At 30.7% G+C, this 21568-nt stretch carries 17 protein-coding genes and 1 pseudogene; all 18 read left to right on the top strand.

Translation table 11 applies throughout. From position 1 onward, the window contains the following. Positions 1-133: 133 nt before the first annotated feature. A pseudogene (locus Q8S45_RS12165) lies at positions 134-1852 on the top strand (long-chain fatty acid--CoA ligase); the annotation flags it as partial. A gap of 83 nt (positions 1853-1935) precedes the next feature. Beyond that, positions 1936-3720, top strand: a complete 1785-nt coding sequence (locus Q8S45_RS12160) for a long-chain fatty acid--CoA ligase (RefSeq protein ID WP_305605202.1) — start codon at positions 1936-1938, stop codon at positions 3718-3720. Between the two features lie 109 nt (positions 3721-3829). Beyond that, the gene (dnaX, locus tag Q8S45_RS12155) at positions 3830-5545 is read left to right on the top strand and encodes a DNA polymerase III subunit gamma/tau (protein ID WP_305605199.1); all 1716 of its coding nucleotides are present in this window, start codon (positions 3830-3832) and stop codon (positions 5543-5545) included. A gap of 15 nt (positions 5546-5560) precedes the next feature. Then, positions 5561-6142 carry a tRNA-(ms[2]io[6]A)-hydroxylase gene (locus Q8S45_RS12150; protein ID WP_305605197.1) on the top strand — a complete coding sequence of 194 codons (582 nt, stop codon included), beginning with the start codon at positions 5561-5563 and terminating at the stop codon, positions 6140-6142. 63 nt (positions 6143-6205) lie between these two features. Further along, positions 6206-6649, top strand: a complete 444-nt coding sequence (locus Q8S45_RS12145; RefSeq protein ID WP_305605194.1) for a DUF4268 domain-containing protein — start codon at positions 6206-6208, stop codon at positions 6647-6649. A gap of 69 nt (positions 6650-6718) precedes the next feature. Then, positions 6719-8131: a tRNA uridine-5-carboxymethylaminomethyl(34) synthesis GTPase MnmE gene (gene mnmE, locus Q8S45_RS12140; protein WP_305605191.1), complete on the top strand. Its 1413-nt coding sequence runs from the start codon at positions 6719-6721 to the stop codon at positions 8129-8131. 206 nt (positions 8132-8337) lie between these two features. After that, positions 8338-8709, top strand: coding sequence for a helix-turn-helix domain-containing protein (locus tag Q8S45_RS12135; protein WP_305605188.1), 372 nt, complete (start codon positions 8338-8340; stop codon positions 8707-8709). 53 nt (positions 8710-8762) lie between these two features. Then, positions 8763-9857 (top strand): site-specific integrase, encoded by a 1095-nt coding sequence (locus tag Q8S45_RS12130; RefSeq protein ID WP_305605185.1) that lies wholly within the window; start codon positions 8763-8765, stop codon positions 9855-9857. Continuing rightward, entirely contained in the window at positions 9857-10840 is a 984-nt protein-coding gene (locus Q8S45_RS12125; protein ID WP_305605182.1) for a DUF6617 family protein, read from the top strand. Before Q8S45_RS12130 ends, Q8S45_RS12125 begins: the two co-directional genes overlap by 1 nt. 184 nt (positions 10841-11024) lie before the next feature. After that, entirely contained in the window at positions 11025-11327 is a 303-nt protein-coding gene (locus tag Q8S45_RS12120; protein ID WP_305605180.1) for a helix-turn-helix domain-containing protein, read from the top strand. Continuing rightward, a complete protein-coding gene (locus Q8S45_RS12115; protein WP_305605177.1) occupies positions 11324-11620 on the top strand; it encodes a helix-turn-helix domain-containing protein in 297 nt (98 codons plus the stop codon). The genes Q8S45_RS12120 and Q8S45_RS12115 overlap by 4 nt, the downstream gene beginning before the upstream one ends. Then, on the top strand, positions 11607-12524 hold the full coding sequence (locus Q8S45_RS12110; protein ID WP_305605174.1) for a BT4734/BF3469 family protein: 918 nt from the start codon (positions 11607-11609) through the stop codon (positions 12522-12524). Before Q8S45_RS12115 ends, Q8S45_RS12110 begins: the two co-directional genes overlap by 14 nt. After that, entirely contained in the window at positions 12521-14302 is a 1782-nt protein-coding gene (locus tag Q8S45_RS12105; RefSeq protein WP_305605172.1) for a DUF3987 domain-containing protein, read from the top strand. Before Q8S45_RS12110 ends, Q8S45_RS12105 begins: the two co-directional genes overlap by 4 nt. Before the next feature lie 355 nt (positions 14303-14657). Further along, positions 14658-15194 (top strand): ORF6N domain-containing protein, encoded by a 537-nt coding sequence (locus Q8S45_RS12100; RefSeq protein WP_305605169.1) that lies wholly within the window; start codon positions 14658-14660, stop codon positions 15192-15194. A gap of 13 nt (positions 15195-15207) precedes the next feature. Then, positions 15208-17082 carry a site-specific DNA-methyltransferase gene (locus tag Q8S45_RS12095; RefSeq protein ID WP_305605166.1) on the top strand — a complete coding sequence of 625 codons (1875 nt, stop codon included), beginning with the start codon at positions 15208-15210 and terminating at the stop codon, positions 17080-17082. Positions 17083-17094: 12 nt separating this feature from the next. After that, complete coding sequence (locus tag Q8S45_RS12090; RefSeq protein WP_305605164.1) at positions 17095-19041, top strand: site-specific DNA-methyltransferase; 1947 nt, start codon at positions 17095-17097, stop codon at positions 19039-19041. 3 nt (positions 19042-19044) lie between these two features. After that, positions 19045-21339 carry a DEAD/DEAH box helicase gene (locus Q8S45_RS12085; RefSeq protein WP_305605161.1) on the top strand — a complete coding sequence of 765 codons (2295 nt, stop codon included), beginning with the start codon at positions 19045-19047 and terminating at the stop codon, positions 21337-21339. A 10-nt stretch (positions 21340-21349) separates the two neighbouring features. Then, positions 21350-21568 carry a DNA modification system-associated small protein gene (locus tag Q8S45_RS12080; RefSeq protein ID WP_305605159.1) on the top strand — a complete coding sequence of 73 codons (219 nt, stop codon included), beginning with the start codon at positions 21350-21352 and terminating at the stop codon, positions 21566-21568.

The raw sequence follows: 21568 nt of genomic DNA, 5'->3' as shown, positions 1-21568 counted from the left end.
TTCACATAATAGATATTTAGAAAAAATGGAAGATAGATTAACGAAATTCAATGAATTAATGAATACATTCAAGTCTGAAAACCAATTAGGGAAAAATCTATCCAATTTAATTGTAAATATTTAATAGACTTTATATAATACCGAAAAAGCTTTTTGTACCAAAGAAAAAGGAGAATGGATTGAAACATCTTCAAAAGAATACATTCATAAAGCTAACGCAATTAGTAGATCACTATTACGATTAGGAATAAAACCAAACGATAAAATTGCAGTAATTTCTAGTACAAATCGCACCGAATGGAATATTATTGATATTGGAATTCAGCAAATTGGAGCCCAAAATGTACCCATGTATCCTACTATTAGCAATCGCGAATCTGAATATATTTTTAACCACGCCGAAGTGAAATTGTGTTTTCTTTCAGATGAAAATTTGTTTCAAAAAGTAAATGAAATATGCAAAAATGTTCCTACATTACTCGACATTTATTCTTTTGATAAGGTAAATGGATGCAAAAATTGGCAAGAACTATTAGAGTTAGGTAAAGATGTATCCAATCAATCTGAAGTTGAACTTCTTAAAAATAATATAAAGCCTTCTGCATTGGCAACCATCATATATACATCTGGAACTACTGGAATTCCTAAAGGAGTGATGCTATCTCATCATAATTTAGTTACAAATATTCTTGCTGCTGTTCAATTTTTACCCGATTTCAAACCAAATTCAAAAACACTTAGTTTTTTGCCTGTTTGCCATATTTTGGAACGATGTGCAATTTATGTCTATCAGTATTTAGGACTTTCTGTTTATTATGGAGAAGGAATCGATAAAATTGGTGAGAACATTCAAGAGGTTAAACCAGAATTTATGACAGTTGTACCAAGACTAATTGAAAAAATGTATGATAAAATTTATACAAAAGGGTCTGGCATAGGTGGAATTAAACAATTGCTATTTTATTGGTCTATAAAACTAGGGGAATCTTATGAAATAAATACCCAAAAGTCATTATGGTATAGATGGCAACTCGGCATCGCAAGAAAACTAATTTTCAATAAATGGAAAGCGGCTTTGGGTGGCAACTTAAAATATATGATATGTGGTAGCGCTCCTTTGCAGCCAAAATTAATTAACATGTTTGGTGCTGCCGGAATAAAAATTATTGAAGGATACGGTTTGTCAGAATCTCCAATTGTTTCTGCAAACAATTATAAAATTAACAAAGTAAAAGTAGGAACTGTTGGAATTGCAGTTACTGGTATTTCAATTTCTATTGCTGACGATGGTGAAATTCTCGTACAGGGAAACAATGTTATGATGGGTTATTATAAAGATGTTGAAAAAACAAATGAAGTGATTAAAAACGGTTTTTTTCATACTGGCGATAAAGGAGAAATTGATGCTCAAGGATTTGTAAAAATTACAGGACGAAAAAAAGAAATTTTTAAAACTTCTGGGGGAAAATACATTGCACCTACTTTAATTGAAAGTAAACTAAAAGAATCTCGATTTATAGAGCAAGCCATGATCATTGGCGAAGGCGAAAAAATGCCAGCAGCACTAATTCAACCAAATTTTGATTTTTTAAAATCTTGGATTTTGAAAAAAAATCACAAAATTGAAGATAGCTTTGAAGCTATTTGTAATCATAAAAAAGTGATAAAACGAATCCAAAAAGAAATCGTTTTCGTAAATTCTAATTTCGGTAATTGGGAAAAAATAAAGCAATTCGAATTAACACCCGATGTTTGGTCGGTTGAGAATGGTTTATTAACCCCCACCATGAAAATGAAAAGAAGTGTTATTAAATTGAAATACAGTTATTTATATGATAAAATTTATCAATAAAAATTAAATTCTACACCTATAATAAGAGTTGTAAATTCATTTTAAATTTTATATTTTGCAAGCACCAACAAAACAAAATAAACATGTCAATAAAAATTAATAGATTATTTGATTTTGCTCATTTTCAATTAGAAAAATTTAATTTAGAAAAAGCATTTATTACTAAATATAACGGTACTTGGGTTTCAATGTCGTCCAAAGAATACATTGAAAAAGCAAATGCCATAAGCAGAGGTCTTTTAAAATTAGGCATCAAACCAGGAGATAAAATTGCGATAATTTCAACAACAAATAGAACGGAATGGAACGTTCTGGATATTGGGGTTATGCAAATTGGAGCCATAAATATTCCTATGTACCCTACCATTTCTAAAGATGAATATGAGTACATTTTCAATCATTCAGAAGTTAAACTATGTTTCTTGTCTGATGAAGTTCTTTTGGAAAAAGCTAGACACGCTCAAAAAAATGTTCCAACATTAAAAGAAATTTATTCTTTTGATAGCATTGAAGGGTGCAAAAATTGGGAAGAAGTAATTGATTTAGGAAAAGATACAAGTACACAAGGTGACGTTGAAAAATTGATGGATGCAGTACAACCATCTGATTTAGCAACTATTATTTACACTTCAGGTACTACGGGAACACCAAAAGGCGTAATGCTTTCTCATAACAATATAGTAACTAATGTTTTAGATAGTTACTCTCGTTTACCATTAAAAGATGGAGCAATGAGTGTATTAAGTTTTTTACCTGTTTGTCATATTTTTGAAAGAATGCTTCATTATTTATATCAATATGCTGGTATTTCAATCTATTTTGCTGAATCCATGGATAAAATTGGAGACAATTTAAAAGAAGTAAAACCATCTTTAATGTCTGTTGTACCTAGGTTATTAGAAAAAGTATATGAAGGAATTATTACAAAAGGTACTGCTTTAACTGGAATTAAAAAGATGTTGTTCTTTTGGGCAGTGGATTTGGGACTTAAATATGAACCCTATGGTCAAAATGGTTGGTGGTATGAACAAAAATTAAAAATAGCAAACAAACTTATATTTAGTAAATGGCGAGAAGCCTTAGGTGGAAAATTAGTAACAATGGTCTGTGGCTCTGCCCCTTTACAACCTCGTTTAGCTCGTATTTTTACTGCAGCTAAAATGGATATCATGGAAGGTTATGGGTTAACAGAAACGTCCCCTGTTGTGAGTGTAAATATGTACAAAGACAAAATGTTGAGATTTACTACTGTTGGTAGAGTAATTGCTAATGTTGAAGTTAAAATAGCTGAAGACGGAGAAATTTTAATTAAAGGCCCAAATGTAATGCAGGGTTATTATAAAGATCCTGAAAAAACAGCTGAAGTTATGTCTGGTGATTATTTTCATACAGGTGATAAAGGTGAAATTGATGCCGATGGTTTCTTAAAAATAACTGGTCGTAAAAAAGAAATTTTCAAAACATCAGGGGGTAAATATATTGTTCCCGCATTGTTAGAAAATGAAATGAAACAATCTCGATTTATAGAACAAATAGTGGTAATTGGTGAAGGTCAAAAAATGCCTGCTGCAATTATTCAACCAAATTTTGAATTTTTACGAGAATGGGCAAAACGCAAAGGAGAACCCGTTTTAAGTAATAATGCCGATTTAATTGAGAACCCTCGCATTATTAAACGTATTCAAAAGGAAATTAATAAGGGCAATAAGAATTTTTCACAATGGGAAACAATCAAGCGTTTTGAATTATCACCAGATGTTTGGGGTATCGATAATGGCTTATTAACACCTACTATGAAACCTAAACGAAATGAAATTATAAAAAAATATCAATACTTGTACGATAAAATTTATAAAATAACGACTTAATCTATTGAATATTAGGCCGAACTCAGAATATAATACTGATTGAATTTTTCAATTCATTCAGTATTTTTTATAAATTGGTTTTTATACTTTTGTAATCAAATAACAACAAATGGAACATTTTATAGTATCTGCCCGTAAGTATCGCCCTCAAACCTTTGAGGATGTGGTTGGGCAACAAGCTATTACAAATACACTTGAAAATGCTATAAAAAATAATCATTTAGCACAAGCTTTACTATTTACAGGACCAAGAGGTGTTGGTAAAACTACGTGCGCAAGAATTTTGGCAAAAAAAATCAACCAGAGCGCTACTACAAGTTTTGATGAAGATTTTGCTTTCAATATTTTTGAACTTGATGCTGCTTCTAACAACTCTGTGGATGATATTCGTAACCTGAACGATCAAGTTAGAATTCCGCCTCAAACAGGTAAATATAAAGTTTATATTATAGATGAGGTACACATGTTATCATCTTCTGCTTTTAATGCGTTTTTGAAAACATTAGAAGAACCACCGGCACATGCTATATTTATATTAGCAACTACCGAAAAACACAAAATTATACCAACCATTCTATCTCGTTGCCAAATTTTTGATTTTAAAAGAATTGGAGTTTTAGATACCAAAAATTATTTAGAAAAAATTGCAGTGCAAGAAAATGTAATTGCAGATGATGATGCATTGCATATTATTGCACAAAAAGCTGATGGAGCTTTAAGAGATGCTTTATCTATTTTTGACAGAGTTGTTAGTTTTTCTGGAGCAAATTTAACCAGACAAGCTGTTACCGAAAATTTAAACGTGTTGGATTATGATGAGTATTTTCAAACCACAGATTTTATACTTCAAAACAAAATTCCTGAGGTTTTAATTCATTTCAATTCAATTTTATCGAAAGGATTTGATGCACACCACTTTATTATTGGCTTAGCGGCTCATTTTAGAGATTTGTTAGTTGCAAAAGATAAAATAACTATTGAATTGTTAGAAGTTGGTGACAACGCTAAAAAGAAATATTTAGAACAGTCGAAAATAAGTGATTTACGTTTTCTTATTCAAGGTATAGAACTTGCCAATCAGTGTGATTTGAATTATAAATCAAGTAAAAATCAGCGATTACTGGTAGAATTAACCTTAATGCAATTAGCCTCTATCACTTTTGATGGAGAAAAAAAAAATAACAAACCATATATAATTGCCGCGCTTCATTTTAACGCTGGTACTATTTCTAAACCTTTTTTAGGTGCTCAAATTATTCCAAAAAAGATAGTTAAAATTGAAGAAAAGCCCATTTTTATAATTCCTGAAGTAGAAGAAGAACCTATTTCAAAAAGAGAAATTCCAACTATTACATTAGATACAGCAACTAGGAAACGATCAACACTTTCAATAAAAAGTCTTGAAATTAAAAATGAAATAGCAAATGCAGAAGTAGTATTTGAAGAAGTTGAGGGTTTACCTTCTGATGAATTTAGTGTAGTAGATGTTCAATTTTTTTGGAAAAAATACATCGAACTTTTAGAATCTAAAGGAAAAAAAAGTGTCGCTTCAATTATGAACGCCAACATTCCTACGGCAGACCAAAATAATATTATATTTGAATTACCAAATAATTTAATGAAAGCGCAATTAGATCGAGCTAAAACTCCTTTAATCAATTATTTACGCGAAAATTTAAATAATTTTAAAATAGACTTAAAGATTGAAGTTAATGAAGAAGAAACTAAAAAATATGCCTATACTCCCGAAGAAAAATATCAAAAGTTACTTGAAAAGAATAAACATATTGCATTGCTGCGTAGATCATTTGATTTAGAGATATAATAAAAAAAATATTTTATGTTAGGACTAAAATTACCTACAGATCCTCGATGGGTAAATATTGCAGAAAAAAATATTGATCAAATATTAATTGATCATGCACATTGTGAGCTAAAGGCGGCTGCCACTGCAAATTCATTAATTATGAGTTTCCCAGAATATCCTGATTTGGTAGATGAAATGATTTCGTTGGTAAAAGAAGAAATGAGTCATTTTAAAATGGTGCACGATAAATTACAAGCTCGAAATATTATATTGGGTAGAGATCGAAAAGACCTATATGTTCACGATTTGATCAAATTTTTTCCAAAAGGAGGCAGTAGAACTACACAATTAGTACATCGTTTATTATATGCTGCATTAATTGAAGCACGCAGTTGTGAACGGTTTAGATTGCTGTCAGAAAATATTGAAGATAAAGAATTATCAAAATTCTATAGAGACTTAATGGCTTCAGAAGCAAACCATTATGTATTATTTTTAAATTTTGCTCGTTCTTTTGGAGAGCGCATAGAAGTAGATAAAAAATGGAATGATTTATTAGAATTTGAAGCTGAATTAATGCAAAATTTAGGAACTAAAGGAACTGTACACGGATAATGTTTCAAATTTATTAAAAAATAGATACTGGCAGATTAAGAGTTTAAAGTATAATTAAATTAAATGTTTAGTAAAGAAGAATCGACAAAATTAAGACAGGAATTTTGGACAAGTTTTGGAAAATCTTTTCCAAGAAAATGGGTTTTGCACAATACTAAAATTAAAGATTTCAGTTTTAAATTTGTTGCAGAAAATAAAACAGCACTTGTTTGTTTAGACATAGAATCAAATGATAGCAACAAAAACAAATTGCTGTTTGATCAAATTTTAGAGGTAAAAGATATACTTATTGAAGATTATTTGCCCGATATTATTTTTGATGAAATTTACATGCTTGGTAATGGCAAAATTATTCATAGAATTTATGTAAAATTTAATGGAGACTTTAACATTCACAATAAAAATACCTGGCAAAATACTTTTATTTTTTTCAAAGAAGCAATGCATCAATTTGAAGATTTTTATGAATTTTATGAAGATTTTATTAAGCAAGCTATTTATAATTAGTTGTTAGTTTTTTGCTTTTAGTCTAAACTTTTCAACTTTCAACTCTTAAAAATAGTTTACTTTTGCACAATGAAAAGCATTCAAAATGATACAATTATTGCCCTAGCAACTTCTTCTGGAGTTGGAGCAATTGCTGTCATACGCTTGTCTGGAGAAAATTCCATTAAAATTGTGAATCAATTTTTTAAATCAAAATTAAGGAATAAAGATTTACAAAATGTTGCTTCGCACACCATTCATTTAGGACATATTATTGATAATAAACGAGTTATTGATGAGGTTTTGGTATCAATTTTTAAAAATCCTCGTTCTTATACCGGTGAAAATGTAGTTGAAATAAACTGTCATGGTTCTGTATATATTCAGCAAGAAATATTGCAATTATTCATTAAAAATGGAGTTAGAAATGCCAATCCTGGTGAATTTACGTTGCGTGCATTTTTAAATGGAAAAATGGATTTAACACAGGCTGAAGCTGTAGCGGATTTAATTTCATCAAATTCAGCAGCCTCACACCAAGTTGCATTGCAACAAATGCGAGGTGGTTTTAGTACAGAAATTCAACTATTAAGAACCCAATTATTAAATTTTGCCAGTTTAATTGAATTAGAACTCGATTTTGCTGAAGAAGATGTTGAATTTGCTGACCGAAATGAATTTAAAAATTTAGTTCAAAAAATTAGTGCAGTTTTAAAAAGATTAATTGATTCGTTTGCGGTTGGAAATGTATTAAAAAATGGAATTCCAGTTGCTATTGTTGGTGAACCAAATGTTGGTAAATCAACGCTGTTAAATGCCCTTTTAAACGAAGATAAAGCAATTGTTAGTCATATTGAAGGAACAACCAGAGATGCTATTGAAGACGAAATTTCGATAGATGGTGTAGCATACCGTTTTATTGATACTGCAGGAATAAGGGTTACAGAAGATTTTGTAGAAAGTATAGGAATAAAAAAGACATTTGAAAAAATTGAACAGGCGCAATTGGTAATTTACCTATTTGATTTGGAAAAAGTTAAAAACAAACAAATTTCATTGGAAAATATTTTAGCTGAAATAGAAAAAATTAGAGAAAAACATCCAACTAAACATATTTTAATAATAGCTAACAAAGTCGATTTAGTTTCAGAAGAAATTAAGTTGAACGTTGATAAAAAATTTAAAAAATTCAATCATTTATTTTTGTCTGCGAAACACAAAACAGGAGTTTCAGAATTAACCACTGCCCTCACCCATTTAGCCAATAAAGGCGCTCTAAGCAATAATGAAACTATTGTGAGTAATTCAAGACATTTTGAAGCTTTAAACAATGCTTATATTGCTTTAAAAGATGTTGAAAAAGGAATTGCAACTAATATTTCAACCGACTTATTTGCCGTAGATATTCGTCAGGCTCTTTTTCATTTAGGTGAAATAACTGGTGAAGTTACCACAGAAGATTTATTGGGAAATATTTTTGCTAATTTCTGCATCGGAAAGTAAATTACCTATCCACCTACTCTAATTATCTGTCATTCATATATTTATATACTCTTGTTTAGTGGTTATATGCCTTTTATTTTGTATATTTGTTGTCTATATGTTGCCTAACAGTGAAATTTGTTGCCCAATTCTGACAAAAAATATATTGGCGAAATAATGCACCATAGTGACCCATAGCACACCATACTTAAATAAATAGCACCATTATGAGTAGTAATATGCAAATTCCTAAAACCTGCCAATACTGCGGCAAGGCTTTTATAGCAAAAACAACAGTAACAAAATGTTGTTCTAGCGTCTGCGCTGGAAAAGCCTACAAAGCCAATAAACGCAGAGAGAAAGTTCAATCAACAATTGAACAAGATCTTAAAAGCGATAAAGTCCAGCAGCCTACTAATTCTATCAATCCAAATTCCTTGGCACTTAAAGACTATTTAAGCGTAAATGAAGCCTCTAAATTAATTGGAGTAAGTAGATGGACCATTCAACGAATGATTAAAAAAGGTCAATTAAATGCTGTCCCTTTTGGCAACAAGCACATTGTTAAACGCTCACAAATTGAAAGCTTATTTATTTAAAAAAATTATCGAATAAAATACTATAAATTGCTAATCCTTAAAAATTGCTAAATATGAAAGTAACACTCAGACAAAGATTAAAAAATAATAAAATTAATCTGTACCTCGACTATTATAACAATGGGAACCGTAAAATTGAATATTTAAAATTATCAATGCATCCCGACCCTAAAACAAAAGAAGAAAGAGATTTTAATAAAAAAACAAAAACCCTTGCGGAAACCATTTGCTCTCAACGACAAATAGAAATTCAAAACGGAAACTTTGGTTTTCCTGATTTAGAAAAATTAAAAGGAAATTTTCTAACCTACATTACAGCCTTAGCTGAAAAGAAAAACTCAAGTATGGGTAACTATGGTAACTGGAGTAGTATGCTTAAACATCTTAAAATATTTTGTCCTAAGGATACGAATTTTCAGGATATAGACAGACAATTTGTTGAAAATTTCAAAAACTATCTAGACAAAGAGGCAAAAACCAAAGGTGAAAGTTCATTATCTCAAAATTCCAAATATTCCTATTTTGGTAAATTTAAAGCGACACTTAAACAAGCGGTAAAAGATGGTATTTTAAAAGTGAACCCTTCTGAAGCTATCTCACATTTTAAACAGGGTGAACCTCAACGAGAATTTTTAACATTAGACGAATTACAATCAGTGGTAAATGTTGAATGTGAAATCCCTTTATTAAAAAAAGCATTTATCTTTTCTGCGCTTACTGGATTACGCTGGTCTGACATAGAAAAATTAGTCTGGTCAGAAGTACAGCATTCCAAAGAAATGGGTTACTACATTCGTTTCCGACAAAAGAAAACAAAAGGTGTAGAAACCTTGCCTATTTCCGAGCAAGCTTTCAAACTGTTGGGAGAACAAGGAGAACAAGCAAATAAAATATTCAAAGGGTTACATTACAGTGCCTGGTCTAATTTAAAATTGCAGCAATGGATTATGAGAGCAGGTATTTCAAAATCAATTTCTTTTCATTGTGCCCGTCACACCTACGCAACATTACAACTTACATTGGGTACAGATATTTACACGGTATCAAAATTATTGGGACATAAAGAATTAAAAACAACTCAAATTTATGCCAAAGTAATTGATGATAAAAAAAGAATTGCAGCAAACCGTATTAAATTAGATTTCTAATGAAACAACATATTTTTTCATCATTAATTTCTATTACTAAAGGCTTACATAGAGATTTAAAAACAGAACAAGAATACAGATCATTAAACCTAAATAACAAACAAAATCTACAATTTAAGGCTGCTCCAAATTTTGAGATAGTATTTAAAAGAGCCTTAAGTGAGAAAAAGAAATATTACAAAAGTATTATTGATATTGAAGCCAATTGTAAATTCAACGATTTAATAAATGGGTTTCCAAAAAATGCAGTTATTGAAGAAAATTTATTTAATTATAATTTATTTCATACTGAATATCATCAAAATTTAATCAATACTAATAACTACATAAATAAGCATTCATTAACAAGGAACAGTATAGATGAAGATAACGTCTTTATAATTCACTATTTAAAGGCTAATATGATTTGGATATATATTGAGTTACAAGATCGTTATTCCCAATACAGTAATGAAGAAATACTTTCAACAGAAGAAATTTACAAACATTACTTTAATGAAAATTTAACCGAATTAGAAATAATACCAGCTGAAAGAATTGTAGCGTCCATTAAACCAAAAAAAGAAATAATTAATTTTATTGCAATTCAAGATGATTTGTTGAAACATAGAACTCAAAAGGATAATATTTTACCCTATAATACTATTGTTCAAAATCCTAAAAGTATGGCAAGAGCTGAAGAGATGATGTTTGAAGCAGGGATAATTGACAAAGATTACAATTTTATGGACAACATAAAAGCAAAAAATAAATCTGTTTTAGGTGTTTTATATTTTCTATTTATAAATAAAGATTATTTTAACAAAGCTACATATAAACCTTTCAAAAAGATAAAAAACCCTGATATTGTTCGATTTCTTAATCATAGATACAATACCGATGCTCGAAAGCAATTTAAAACATTTGAAAAAAATGACAATGATAGAAATGAGCTAATTTCTAACGAATATATCTTAAAAAACTTACCAAATCAAATTCGGTAATGATATAAGTCAGTTCCAAAAATCATTTCCACTTCCATATGTAAAATGTTGTTACACAACTTTTTACAACACTCTCCATTTCCACTTTTCAACTTAGTTACTATTTGCTTTATCTATGCTAAGTCAATGATAATCATTGATACGTTTGGCCAAACGTTCATTTTCAATTTAATAATTAAATAAGATGGACGTAAACATCATCGAAAGATTAGACCGTATCGAAAAAATGCTGAAAATACAGCAAACGATACAAAAGCAAGTATTGAATTTCAATGAAACTTGCACGTATTTAGAATTATCACATTCGCACTTGTACAAATTAACAAGTACAGGAGCCATTCCTTATTACAAACCGAATGGCAAAAAACTCTATTTCCAAAGAGAGGAATTAGACCAATGGCTGCTGCGCAACCGTAATGACTCTCATTATGAAGTAGAACAACAGGCTGCAAATTATTTAATTTCTAAAGGAAGGATAAAGTTATGATAGAATTAGCAGACTTAATCCTGGCACTCTCTCTGGAAATTAAAGAATTAAAAGTTCGTCTGGAAATATTCAGACAATCGAGAGCTGAAAAATTGAAAGATACTTGGTTAGACAATCAGGACGTAATGCAAACATTGCACATCAGCACAAGAACATTACAAAGCTTTCGTGACAACGGAACATTGCCTTTCAGCAAGGTTGGCGGTACATTTTATTACAAAGTTTCTGACATAGAAGAAATCTTGCAAAACAATTATTACAATCATAATTTTAAGTGCAATGCTACTAAGTAAAGAAGCAATTCTTGATAAAACACATAGTGGACTTACAATTTACGCCTATGTGTTACATCAGTATTATCCTAATGAAACAGTCCTTACCCTTTCGGGTAGGGATTGCAGGATAACGAAAAATCCTTTTAATAAGGATAAGGAAACCTTATCAGTACGTATTGTAAATGAGATAGCAATTCATACGGATATTGAATTAGACACTTTTAAAGGGGATGTATTTGTTTTTGCGCAGCTTTATTTTAAAGCTGAAAATGAAACAGCATTATTGCATAAAATAAATAGTGCGCTAAACCTTAATTTGGAAGTGACTGAAGTCACTAAAAAAGATGATTTAAACTGGTTAAGTGAACCTGATAATGCTTGGGTTGCCTTATGCAGTTTTTACAAAGCGCCAATTCGCAATGTATATCCTTTTAAAACACTCAAATTAAGCGAAATACATTCTCTAATTAAAAGTGATGCCTATAAAGACATTACCATCAAATTGCGGGAATTTGCTGACCCAAAAGAAAAACGCATATACAAAGCAAACAACTTTGACTATGTTACTTTTTCCGGTGAATTTGAACGAAGAAATGAGGACAATTTAATCAGGCACTCTTCTTTAATAACCATTGATTTTGACCATTTAGAAAATATAAATGAAGTTAAAAATCAATTACTTCAAGATGAATACTTTGAAACTGAAATGTTATTTACCTCGCCTTCCGGTGATGGATTAAAATGGATAATCAAAATTGACCTTTCGCAAGCCACGCATCAAGTATTTTTTAAAGCAGTGGCAAATTATTTAAAAGAATCCTACAACCTTGAAGTGGACCAATCAGGAAAAGATATATCAAGAGCTTGCTTTTTGGCGTATGATCCTTTGGCCTTTCTTAACAAAAAACATAGCATCCAATGAAAAAGAAAATATTTAACCCAGGGGAATGGTTGGAAAATCCTAAAATAGAAGTTCCTAAAAAATCCATTCAAAAAACAGAAACTACCGTAAAAACGGTAGTTTCCAATGACATTGAATCCTTCATTTCAGCAATTGAACTAAATGCAATTGACATAACCTGCGGTTATGCAAATTGGCGTGATCTTGGCTTCGCCTTTGCCGATGAATACGGAGAAACAGGTCGTAATTATTTTCACAGTGTCAGCAAATACAATAGCAATTATGATGCAAAAGAATGTGATGAACAATATGACAAATGTTTAAAAGCAACCGGCTCGGGAATTACAATGGCAACTTTCTACTATTTGGCAAAACAGGCAGGCATCACAATTGCCAAAGAAGCGTACCAACAACAAGAGCTGCAAAGTGATCCGGAAACAAAAGAGCTTAAAAAACTCCCAACATTTCCAAAATCAATCATATCTCAATTGCCGCAATTTCTACAACAAGTTGTAGAACCAACAACAAGCAACGAAGAAAGCGATATAATGTTATTAGGCGCATTAACTACGTTAAGCGCCTGTTTTCCTAAATTATTTGGTATTTACGATGGCAAAAAAGTATTTGCCAATTTGTATTTATTTGTGACTGCCCCTGCTTCCGCAGGTAAAGGGCGATTAACACAATGTAAAAATTTGGTAACGCCTATTCATAAGGCTATGAGAGAACAAGCATCCGTATTAAAAAAACAATTCGATGCTGAAAATGCAGTCTACAATATGAATAAAGGTAAAAATGAAAATTTAGAAAAACCTAGCAAACCGCCTGAAAGAATGCTTTTCATTCCTGCCAACAACAGTACCACTGGAGTTTTTCAATTGCTTGCTGACAATGAGGGAAAAGGATTAATTTTTGAAACCGAAGGCGATACATTGTCTCAGGCATTCAAAAGTGATTACGGCAATTATAGTGATGGTTTTAGAAAAGCATTTCACCACGAAACAATAAGCTATTATCGAAGAACCGACAGAGAATATGTAGATATTGAAAATCCTTGTTTATCAACAGTACTTTCAGGAACGCCAAAACAAGTTTCGTCTTTAATCCCAAATGCTGAAAACGGCTTGTTTAGCCGCTTTATATTTTACTATATGAACATTACGCCGCTATGGAAAAATGTGTTTGAAATTCAAACTGAAAGCGGTTTGGATGAATATTACAATGCCTTAGGCCAAGTGTTTTTTGGTTTCTACAAAACCTTAAAAAACAACCCTCCTATTCAGGTTACATTTTCTGAAGGACAGCAAATTCAATTCAACGATTATTTTTCTAAAATTCAAACAAAATACCTCAACATTCAATCGGAAGATTATATCGCGACTGTGAGAAGAATGGGTTTAATAGCCTATCGCATCGCAATGTTATTCACAGCCTTGCGCATTATGGAAGATGGTGATGTAAACAAAATTAGACAATGTGAAGATGTAGATTTTAACAATGCAATAGCAATGGTTTCTGTATTAATTCAACACAGCAGTCAAGTTTTTAACGCATTGCCTGCCGATACCAAACTACCACAGCGCAGCAATAGAAAAGAACGCTTTTTAGATAGTTTGCCAAGTCAATTTTCAAATCAGGATTATTTAGACAGTGCAACAAAATTGAATATTCCTCACAAAACCGCAGAAGGATACATCACAAAATTTGTAAAAGCAGGTTTAATTCATAGAGACACAAAAGGCAAATACATAAATAATGCTATTGAGGGAATTAAGGAAACTACGGAAAGCAAGGCTTAAAAATTCCTTTAAAAAAAAGAAACCCACCTCAAAAATTGCTATAAAAGAGGTGGGAAATTGCTATGAAAAAGATAGTTTGCCGAGAGGCAAACTTAGACATCAAAGGTAACTCATTTATTAAATGCAAAGCAACGCTAAAAATAATTTTAACATAATTATAATAAAATCAACCCTCATTTCCTTAAATCCCTCAATGTTCTTAACTTGTTAATAACGCACTCCTTTCTTTTCTTTAGTTCTACTATTCTTTTTACTACTTTAGTAAAAAATTGAAAAAGAACCTGTGGAATCTCTATACACAGTATAATTTAAAATAAAAAATATCATCTCGAGAGGAGTCGAGAGAATATAAGCTATGGAATTACAACTCATTCAAAACAAAATTTACGAGATAAGAGGTCAAAGAATTATGCTCGATTTCGACCTTGCTGAAATGTACGAAACTGAAACTAAGAGATTAAAAGAAGCTGTCAGAAGAAATGTTGACAGATTCCCTGAAGATTTTATGTTTCAACTTTCTAAAGATGAATACGAAAATTTGAGGACGCAATCTGCGACCTCAAGTCACGGAGGTACTAGATATATGCCTTTCGCCTTTACCGAACAAGGCGTAGCAATGCTTTCAAGTGTACTAAATAGTAAAAAAGCCATACAAGTGAATATTGCAGTAATTAGAGCTTTTGTTGTTTTAAGACAACATTTAGCCGATTATAAAGACTTAAAAGAAAACATTGCAATACTTGAAAAGCAGATGAATATAAATTTTAAAGACATTAACCAAGCTTTAAATTATTTATTAGGCAAAGATCAAAATCTAATACAAAACCAACAATTAATTGACCAACAACTACTGGAACAACAAAATAGAAAATCTGTTGGTTTTAAAAAATAATTGAAAAGTAACAATGAACAAACAAGACTTAATCTCAAAAATAAAACAATTAGACGCTATTTCACAAGACGAACGTGCCTATTTAATTAACTTGGTAAACACCAAGAAAAAATACGGCTTGGTTTGGGAAAACAAACCTGAAGATGTGGAGGAACAATTAAGAGAAAATCTTCCTGTATTAAAAGAAATAAAAGAAAAAGCAATCCTTGCACCAGTTCCCCCTTTGGGTGCGGCGGAGGCTCCTAACCATATTTTAATTGAAGGCGACAACCTGCACGCATTAACAGCTCTAACTTTTACACACGAAGGTTTAATTGATGTGATTTACATTGATCCTCCATACAATACGGGTAACAAAGATTTTAAATATAACGATAGTTTTGTAGATAAAGAAGATAGTTACCGCCACAGCAAATGGCTTTCGTTTATGGATAAACGTTTGCGTATTGCAAAACGATTATTAAATGAAACTGGCGTTATTTTTATAAGTATTGATGAGAATGAAATTCATAATTTAAGACTTTTATTAGACGAAATATTTTTAGAAAAGAATTTCATAGAGCAGCTAATTTGGAATAAAAGAATTCCTAAAAATGATAAGGGAATTGGGAATGTTCACGAATATGTTTTATTATATGCTAAAAATTACACTACTCAACACCAATTTGTACAAAAAAAAGATGGTATAGAAGATGTAAATAATTTTGCAAAAACTTTAGCTAAAAAAAAGATTTCTATTGCAGAAGCAGAAAAAGAAATTAAAAAATTTTATAAAAAAAACAACTATGATCGCGGAATCACATTATATAATTCCTTTGATAAAGATTATCACTTATGGGGTAAAATAAATGTAAGTTGGCCAAATGCAAAAACTATTGGTCCACGATATGATGTTTTACATCCTAAGACAGGAAAACCAGCGAAAGTTCCAGAAAAAGGATGGCGATTTACAAAAGACACATTTGATAGAATGCTTGATTATAACAATGTTATTGAGCTACATGATGGCAGTTTTATATGTGGTAAAATTTGGTTTGCAAAAGATGAAAATACACAGCCAAGTACAATTAAATACCTAAATGAGGTTAATGAGTTTTTATTAAGGTCAATTATAAGTACTAAAAGTGATGGTGGTAATGAACTAATAGAAGTTCTAGGGAATGGCAAATTTGATTACCCAAAGCCTACTGATTTAATTGAAAGGTTAATTAACTCAATATCAAATCAAAGCTCTATTATTCTCGATTTCTTCGCAGGGTCAGGTACTACACTTCACGCAACAATGGCACTTAATGCAGAAGATGGAGGTAAACGCCAATGTATTTTAGTAACAAACAACGAGAATAATATATGTGAGGAAGTAACTTATGAACGCAATAAAAGAGTAATTGAGGGTTATACAAATGCGAAAGAGGTTGCGGTAGATGGCTTGAGAAATAATAATTTACGTTATTTTAAAAGTAAGTATGTTAGCAGAAATCAAACACTTAAAAATAAAAAAGAACTCACAAAGTTCGCAACGGAATTATTGTGCATAAAAGAAGATTGTTACCAAGAAATTCCTTCAAAAGAAAAATGGCATAAAATTTTTGCAAATAATAATTCACAATTTATAATAATTTATGATGATGTAATGATTGAAGAAAGCATAGCAATCATTAAGCAATTAAATGAAAATAAGCAAAATATAAATCCTATTAAAGTATATGTATTTAGTAATGGGCAATATCCTTACACAGAAGATTTTGAAGAAGTTTTAGATTTTGTTATCCTTTGTGCCTTACCTGATGCTATCTACAAAGCCTACCAAAATGTGTTGCCTAAAAAGAAACGAGAAATTATTCCGGTATTAGAGGAAGATATTATGGATGAAGAAAATATAAAATAGTTATTATATAAAATGAACAAACAAGACCTAATCTCAAAAATAAAACAACTTGACGGCATCTCTCAAGATGAGCGTGCATATCTAATAAATTTGATAAATACCAAAAAGGAATATGGTTTAGTTTGGGAAGACAAAATTGAAAAAGTAGAAGAAGAACTTCGCATAAAATTACCTGTATTAAAAGAAGATAAAAGTAAAACAATTTTTAAAGGTCGTGAATTTCCAAATCATATATTAATTGAAGGAGATAATCTTCATTCGTTAATGGTCCTTAATTTCACTCACGAAAAAAAGTTTGATGTTATTTATATCGACCCACCTTACAATACTGGAAATAAAGATTTCATATATAATGACCAATATGTTGATAAAGAAGATGGATATAGACATAGCAAGTGGCTTGCTTTTATGCATAAACGATTGAAAGCAGCTAAAAGTTTATTGTCTGAAAATGGAATAATTGCAATTAGTATTGGATATCAAGAAGTCCACAATCTTGTTCCTCTTTGTGAAGGTTTGTTTCAAAGTAAACAAGTGGTTTGTGTTACTGTTCAAACATCTGGTGGTAAACCATCAGGCGGGTTTAATTACCTTCAGGAATATATAATTTTTGTTACTCCGTATGACTTTAATCCTAATCCTTTAAAGTTTTCAGGTGGAACAAGTAGAAGTCCTTTTGAAGGATTAACTTTAAGTACTTTTGATAAAATTCAAAGACCAAATCAAGTTTATCCAATTTTCATAGACAAGAAAACAGGTGGATTATATGGAATAGGTAAATCATTAGCTAGTAGAGTTAAAGAAGGAATTTATAACGATGAACTTTCTAGTTTTAAATATGATTATAGTGAGGCTCCAGAAGGAACAGTTGCATTATGGCCAATTACTAGTAAGGGTAAAGATTGCGTTTGGCGACTTATTCCTAGCCGTTTGTTGAAAGATTGGGAAAAGGGGTATATTAAGATAAGTCTTAATGTATCTTCGGTAAACCCAAATCAATATAGTGTACAATATCTACCAGAAGGGGTTATTAAAAAAATAAAAAGTGGTGATTTAATTGTTGTTGGAACTGAAAATGAACTGCCAACTTTGATATTTGGAGAAAATAAAACTGTTGGTAGTGATATTCCAACAATTTGGACTGAAAAATCTTTTTTTACGACCAAAGGTTCTACTTTACTAAAAGAGATGTTTAAAGATGAAAAATTTCCTTACCCAAAACCTATTGATCTCATAAGTGAAATATTAAGAGCAACGAGCAAAAAAAACAGTTTAATTTTAGATTTCTTTGCCGGTACTGGAACAACGCTCCACGCAACCTTGGAATTGAATGATGAAGACGGTGGAAATCGCCAATGTATTATTGTAACCAATAACGAAAATAATATTTGCGAAGAAGTAACTTATGAGCGTATAAAACGAGTAATTAATGGCTATGTTAATACTAAAAATGAAGAAATTGATGGGTTAAAAAGTAATAATTTACTTTACTATAAAAATGAGTTTGTTAGTAGGAATAAAAGTTTAAAAGATAAAAAAGAATTAACCAAGTTTGCTACTGAATTATTATGCATCAAAGAAGATTGTTTTATTAACATTACTGATGAATATGTATCTAAAAATAGTTGGATATCGATATACAAGAACTCCACAAAACAATTCATTATGATTTATGATGATATGATGATTGAAGAGAGTATCGTAATTATTAAAAAATTGAATATCAATAAAAAAAATCAAAATCTTATTAAAGTTTATGTATTCAGCAATGGTCAATATCCTTATACTGAAGACTTTGAAGAAGTATTAAATTATATAACCCTATGTGCATTACCAGATGCTATATACAAGGCATACCAAAATGTGTTGCCTAAAAAGAAAAGAGAACTTATTCCAGTTTTAGACGATGAGATATTGGGTGAAAAAGAAAATTTGTTAAATCAAGAAACGCTTAAATAAAAAATGATACAATTAAAAAAATACCAAGACGAAGCAGTCAACGACCTTTCTCAAAAATTGTATAAGTTATTAAAACGACCAGGTGCAAGACAAAATTTAATTTTCAAAGCACCTACTGGTTCGGGTAAAACAGTGATGATGGCTTCGTTATTAAACAAGTTTTGCGAAGAATTACCAGAACGTTACGAGCTTGAAAAACGAAAAGCAGCTTTCATTTGGATTGCTCCAAACAAATTATACATACAAAGTTACAATGCCTTGAAAGGTTATTTTGCTGAGATGCGTTCAATAAAACCTATTTTCTTTGAGGATGTAATAGATAATGAATTGCAGCCAAATGAAGTGTTATTTGTCAATTGGGAAAGTATCAACAAAGAGAAAAATACAATGATTAGGGAAAATGAAACCAATAAAAATTTATACAGTTTCATTAACAAAGCAAAGCTAAACGACACGGAAATCATAGTAATTATCGATGAAGAGCATATGTTTGCCAATACTAAAACAGCCAAAAGAGCCAATGAAGTATTGCAAAAAATATATCCAAAAGTAGAAATTAGGGTTTCGGCTACACCAACCACGAACAGTGATTATACAACTTTTGTAGAGCGCCAAGATGTTATTGCTGAAGAAATGATAAAAGAAGGCATTATCTTAAATCCAGCATTGGATACGGTAAAACAAGAAGGTCGATCATTAGAAGAAATTTTATTGGAGCAAGCTTTAGAAAAAAGAGAAGAATTACGTCAAGCATATGAAAGTTTAGGAGTGAATATAAATCCACTTTTACTTATACAATTGCCTAACGATACAAGTGATAACAATACCGCTGATGATGAAAAATACATTGATGTGGTATTACAGAATTTGGAGGTAAAATATAACATTACAATCAATAACAATAAGCTGGCTGTTTGGTTATCTGGTAGAAAAGACAATGTTGAAGATATTGAAAAACCAAATAATATGGTCGAGGTTTTGTTATTCAAACAAGCCATTGCTTTAGGTTGGGATTGTCCAAGAGCAGGCGTTTTATTAATTTTCAGGGAATTAAAGAGTACTACGTTCACCATTCAAACCGTAGGCAGAATTTTACGTATGCCGGAACAAAAACATTATCCAAATTCGCTGCTGAACCAAGGGTATGTTTTTACGAATTTAAGTAAAAATCAGATCGAAATCGTTAAAGACGATATGAACTATATTACAATGAACAAAGCACGTAGAATAGAAAACTATATGCCAGTTCATTTGAATTCTACTTATATCAATACACGAATAGTTCGTAATCGTTTAGGAGCCGCCTTCAGAAAAGCATTATATGAAATTGCAGAATTAAATTGGGAATTAAAAAGAGAATTGGGTTCTGAAAACTATTTTGAAAGTAATAAAAAATTACTTCAAAAACGTTTTATAAATATTGAAGTCAATTCAATTGAAATTGTTATTCCAGAAAATGTACGATTGTCTGGAGAAGAGCAAATTGTTTTAGTTACAGAAAATGTTCGTTTTGCAAAAACGCCAAGTGAATTGGCAAGATTATTCAGAGATTTTTGTAGATCATTAACAGCACCCTATGCAACTGTAGATAGTACGCCAGTTTTGGAAGGGGCTATGAAATACTTTTTTGAAGACTATTTCGAAATTATAGAATACGATGCTATTAAAATAATGTTGTACGACCAAAATCAACCCATCTTCATTGAGTTAATAGAAAAAGCAAAAGAGCGCTATCAGGAAATGCAAGATCAAAAATCAAATAATGCCACTAAAGATGTTCAAAACTACCAATGGGAAGTTCCTATTGAAAGAATTTACAATGAATTATATGATGAGAAAGAATCAATACAAAGACACGCTTTAGAACCTTTTTATGAATACAAAAGAGCATCATTACCCGAAGTTAAGTTTGCAGCGTTTTTAGAGGAAAATAAAGACCATTTACATTGGTGGTACAAAAATGGAGAAAAAGCAAAAGAACATTTTGCAGTTCCCTATGTCGATTATTTAGGTAAACAAAGTCTATTTTATGTTGATTTTGTAATACTGAGTAAGGGTAATGTTACTAGTCTATTTGATACTAAAACGGCAGGCAGTGATCCTGCTAATGCACATCTTAAACACAATGCTTTAGTAGATTTTATTACAGTTAGAAATAGTAAAGGATTAAAAACTATTGGAGGAATATTAATTGGTAAAGAAGTAAATAGTTTAACAAATTGGTGGTATTGCAACAATAAAATTACCAATACAAAAGATTTAAAGGGTTGGGATATGTTCAATCCTATTGCACTATAAAAATTATATTATGAAAAACAAAGGCTTAGATACTACATTTCTTCATTATGGCATTCGCAAAGATGACATAGCATTAATTGAAAAACTTTGTGAAAAACATCAATTAGATTTTGATTGGGTAAAGGATTCGTTGATGAAAGAATTTCACGAGAAAAAAATTAGCAATGAGGACATTGATGATAAAACTGTAATAAAAATTATTGATAAGGCACTTCAAAAAATTAAATAG

Origin of the sequence: Lutibacter sp., assembly GCF_030692605.1 — a bacterium.
Classification (GTDB): Bacteria; Bacteroidota; Bacteroidia; order Flavobacteriales; family Flavobacteriaceae; genus Lutibacter.
The sequence above is the reverse complement of the archived record's forward strand: the minus strand, read 5'-3'. Positions and strand labels throughout refer to the sequence as shown.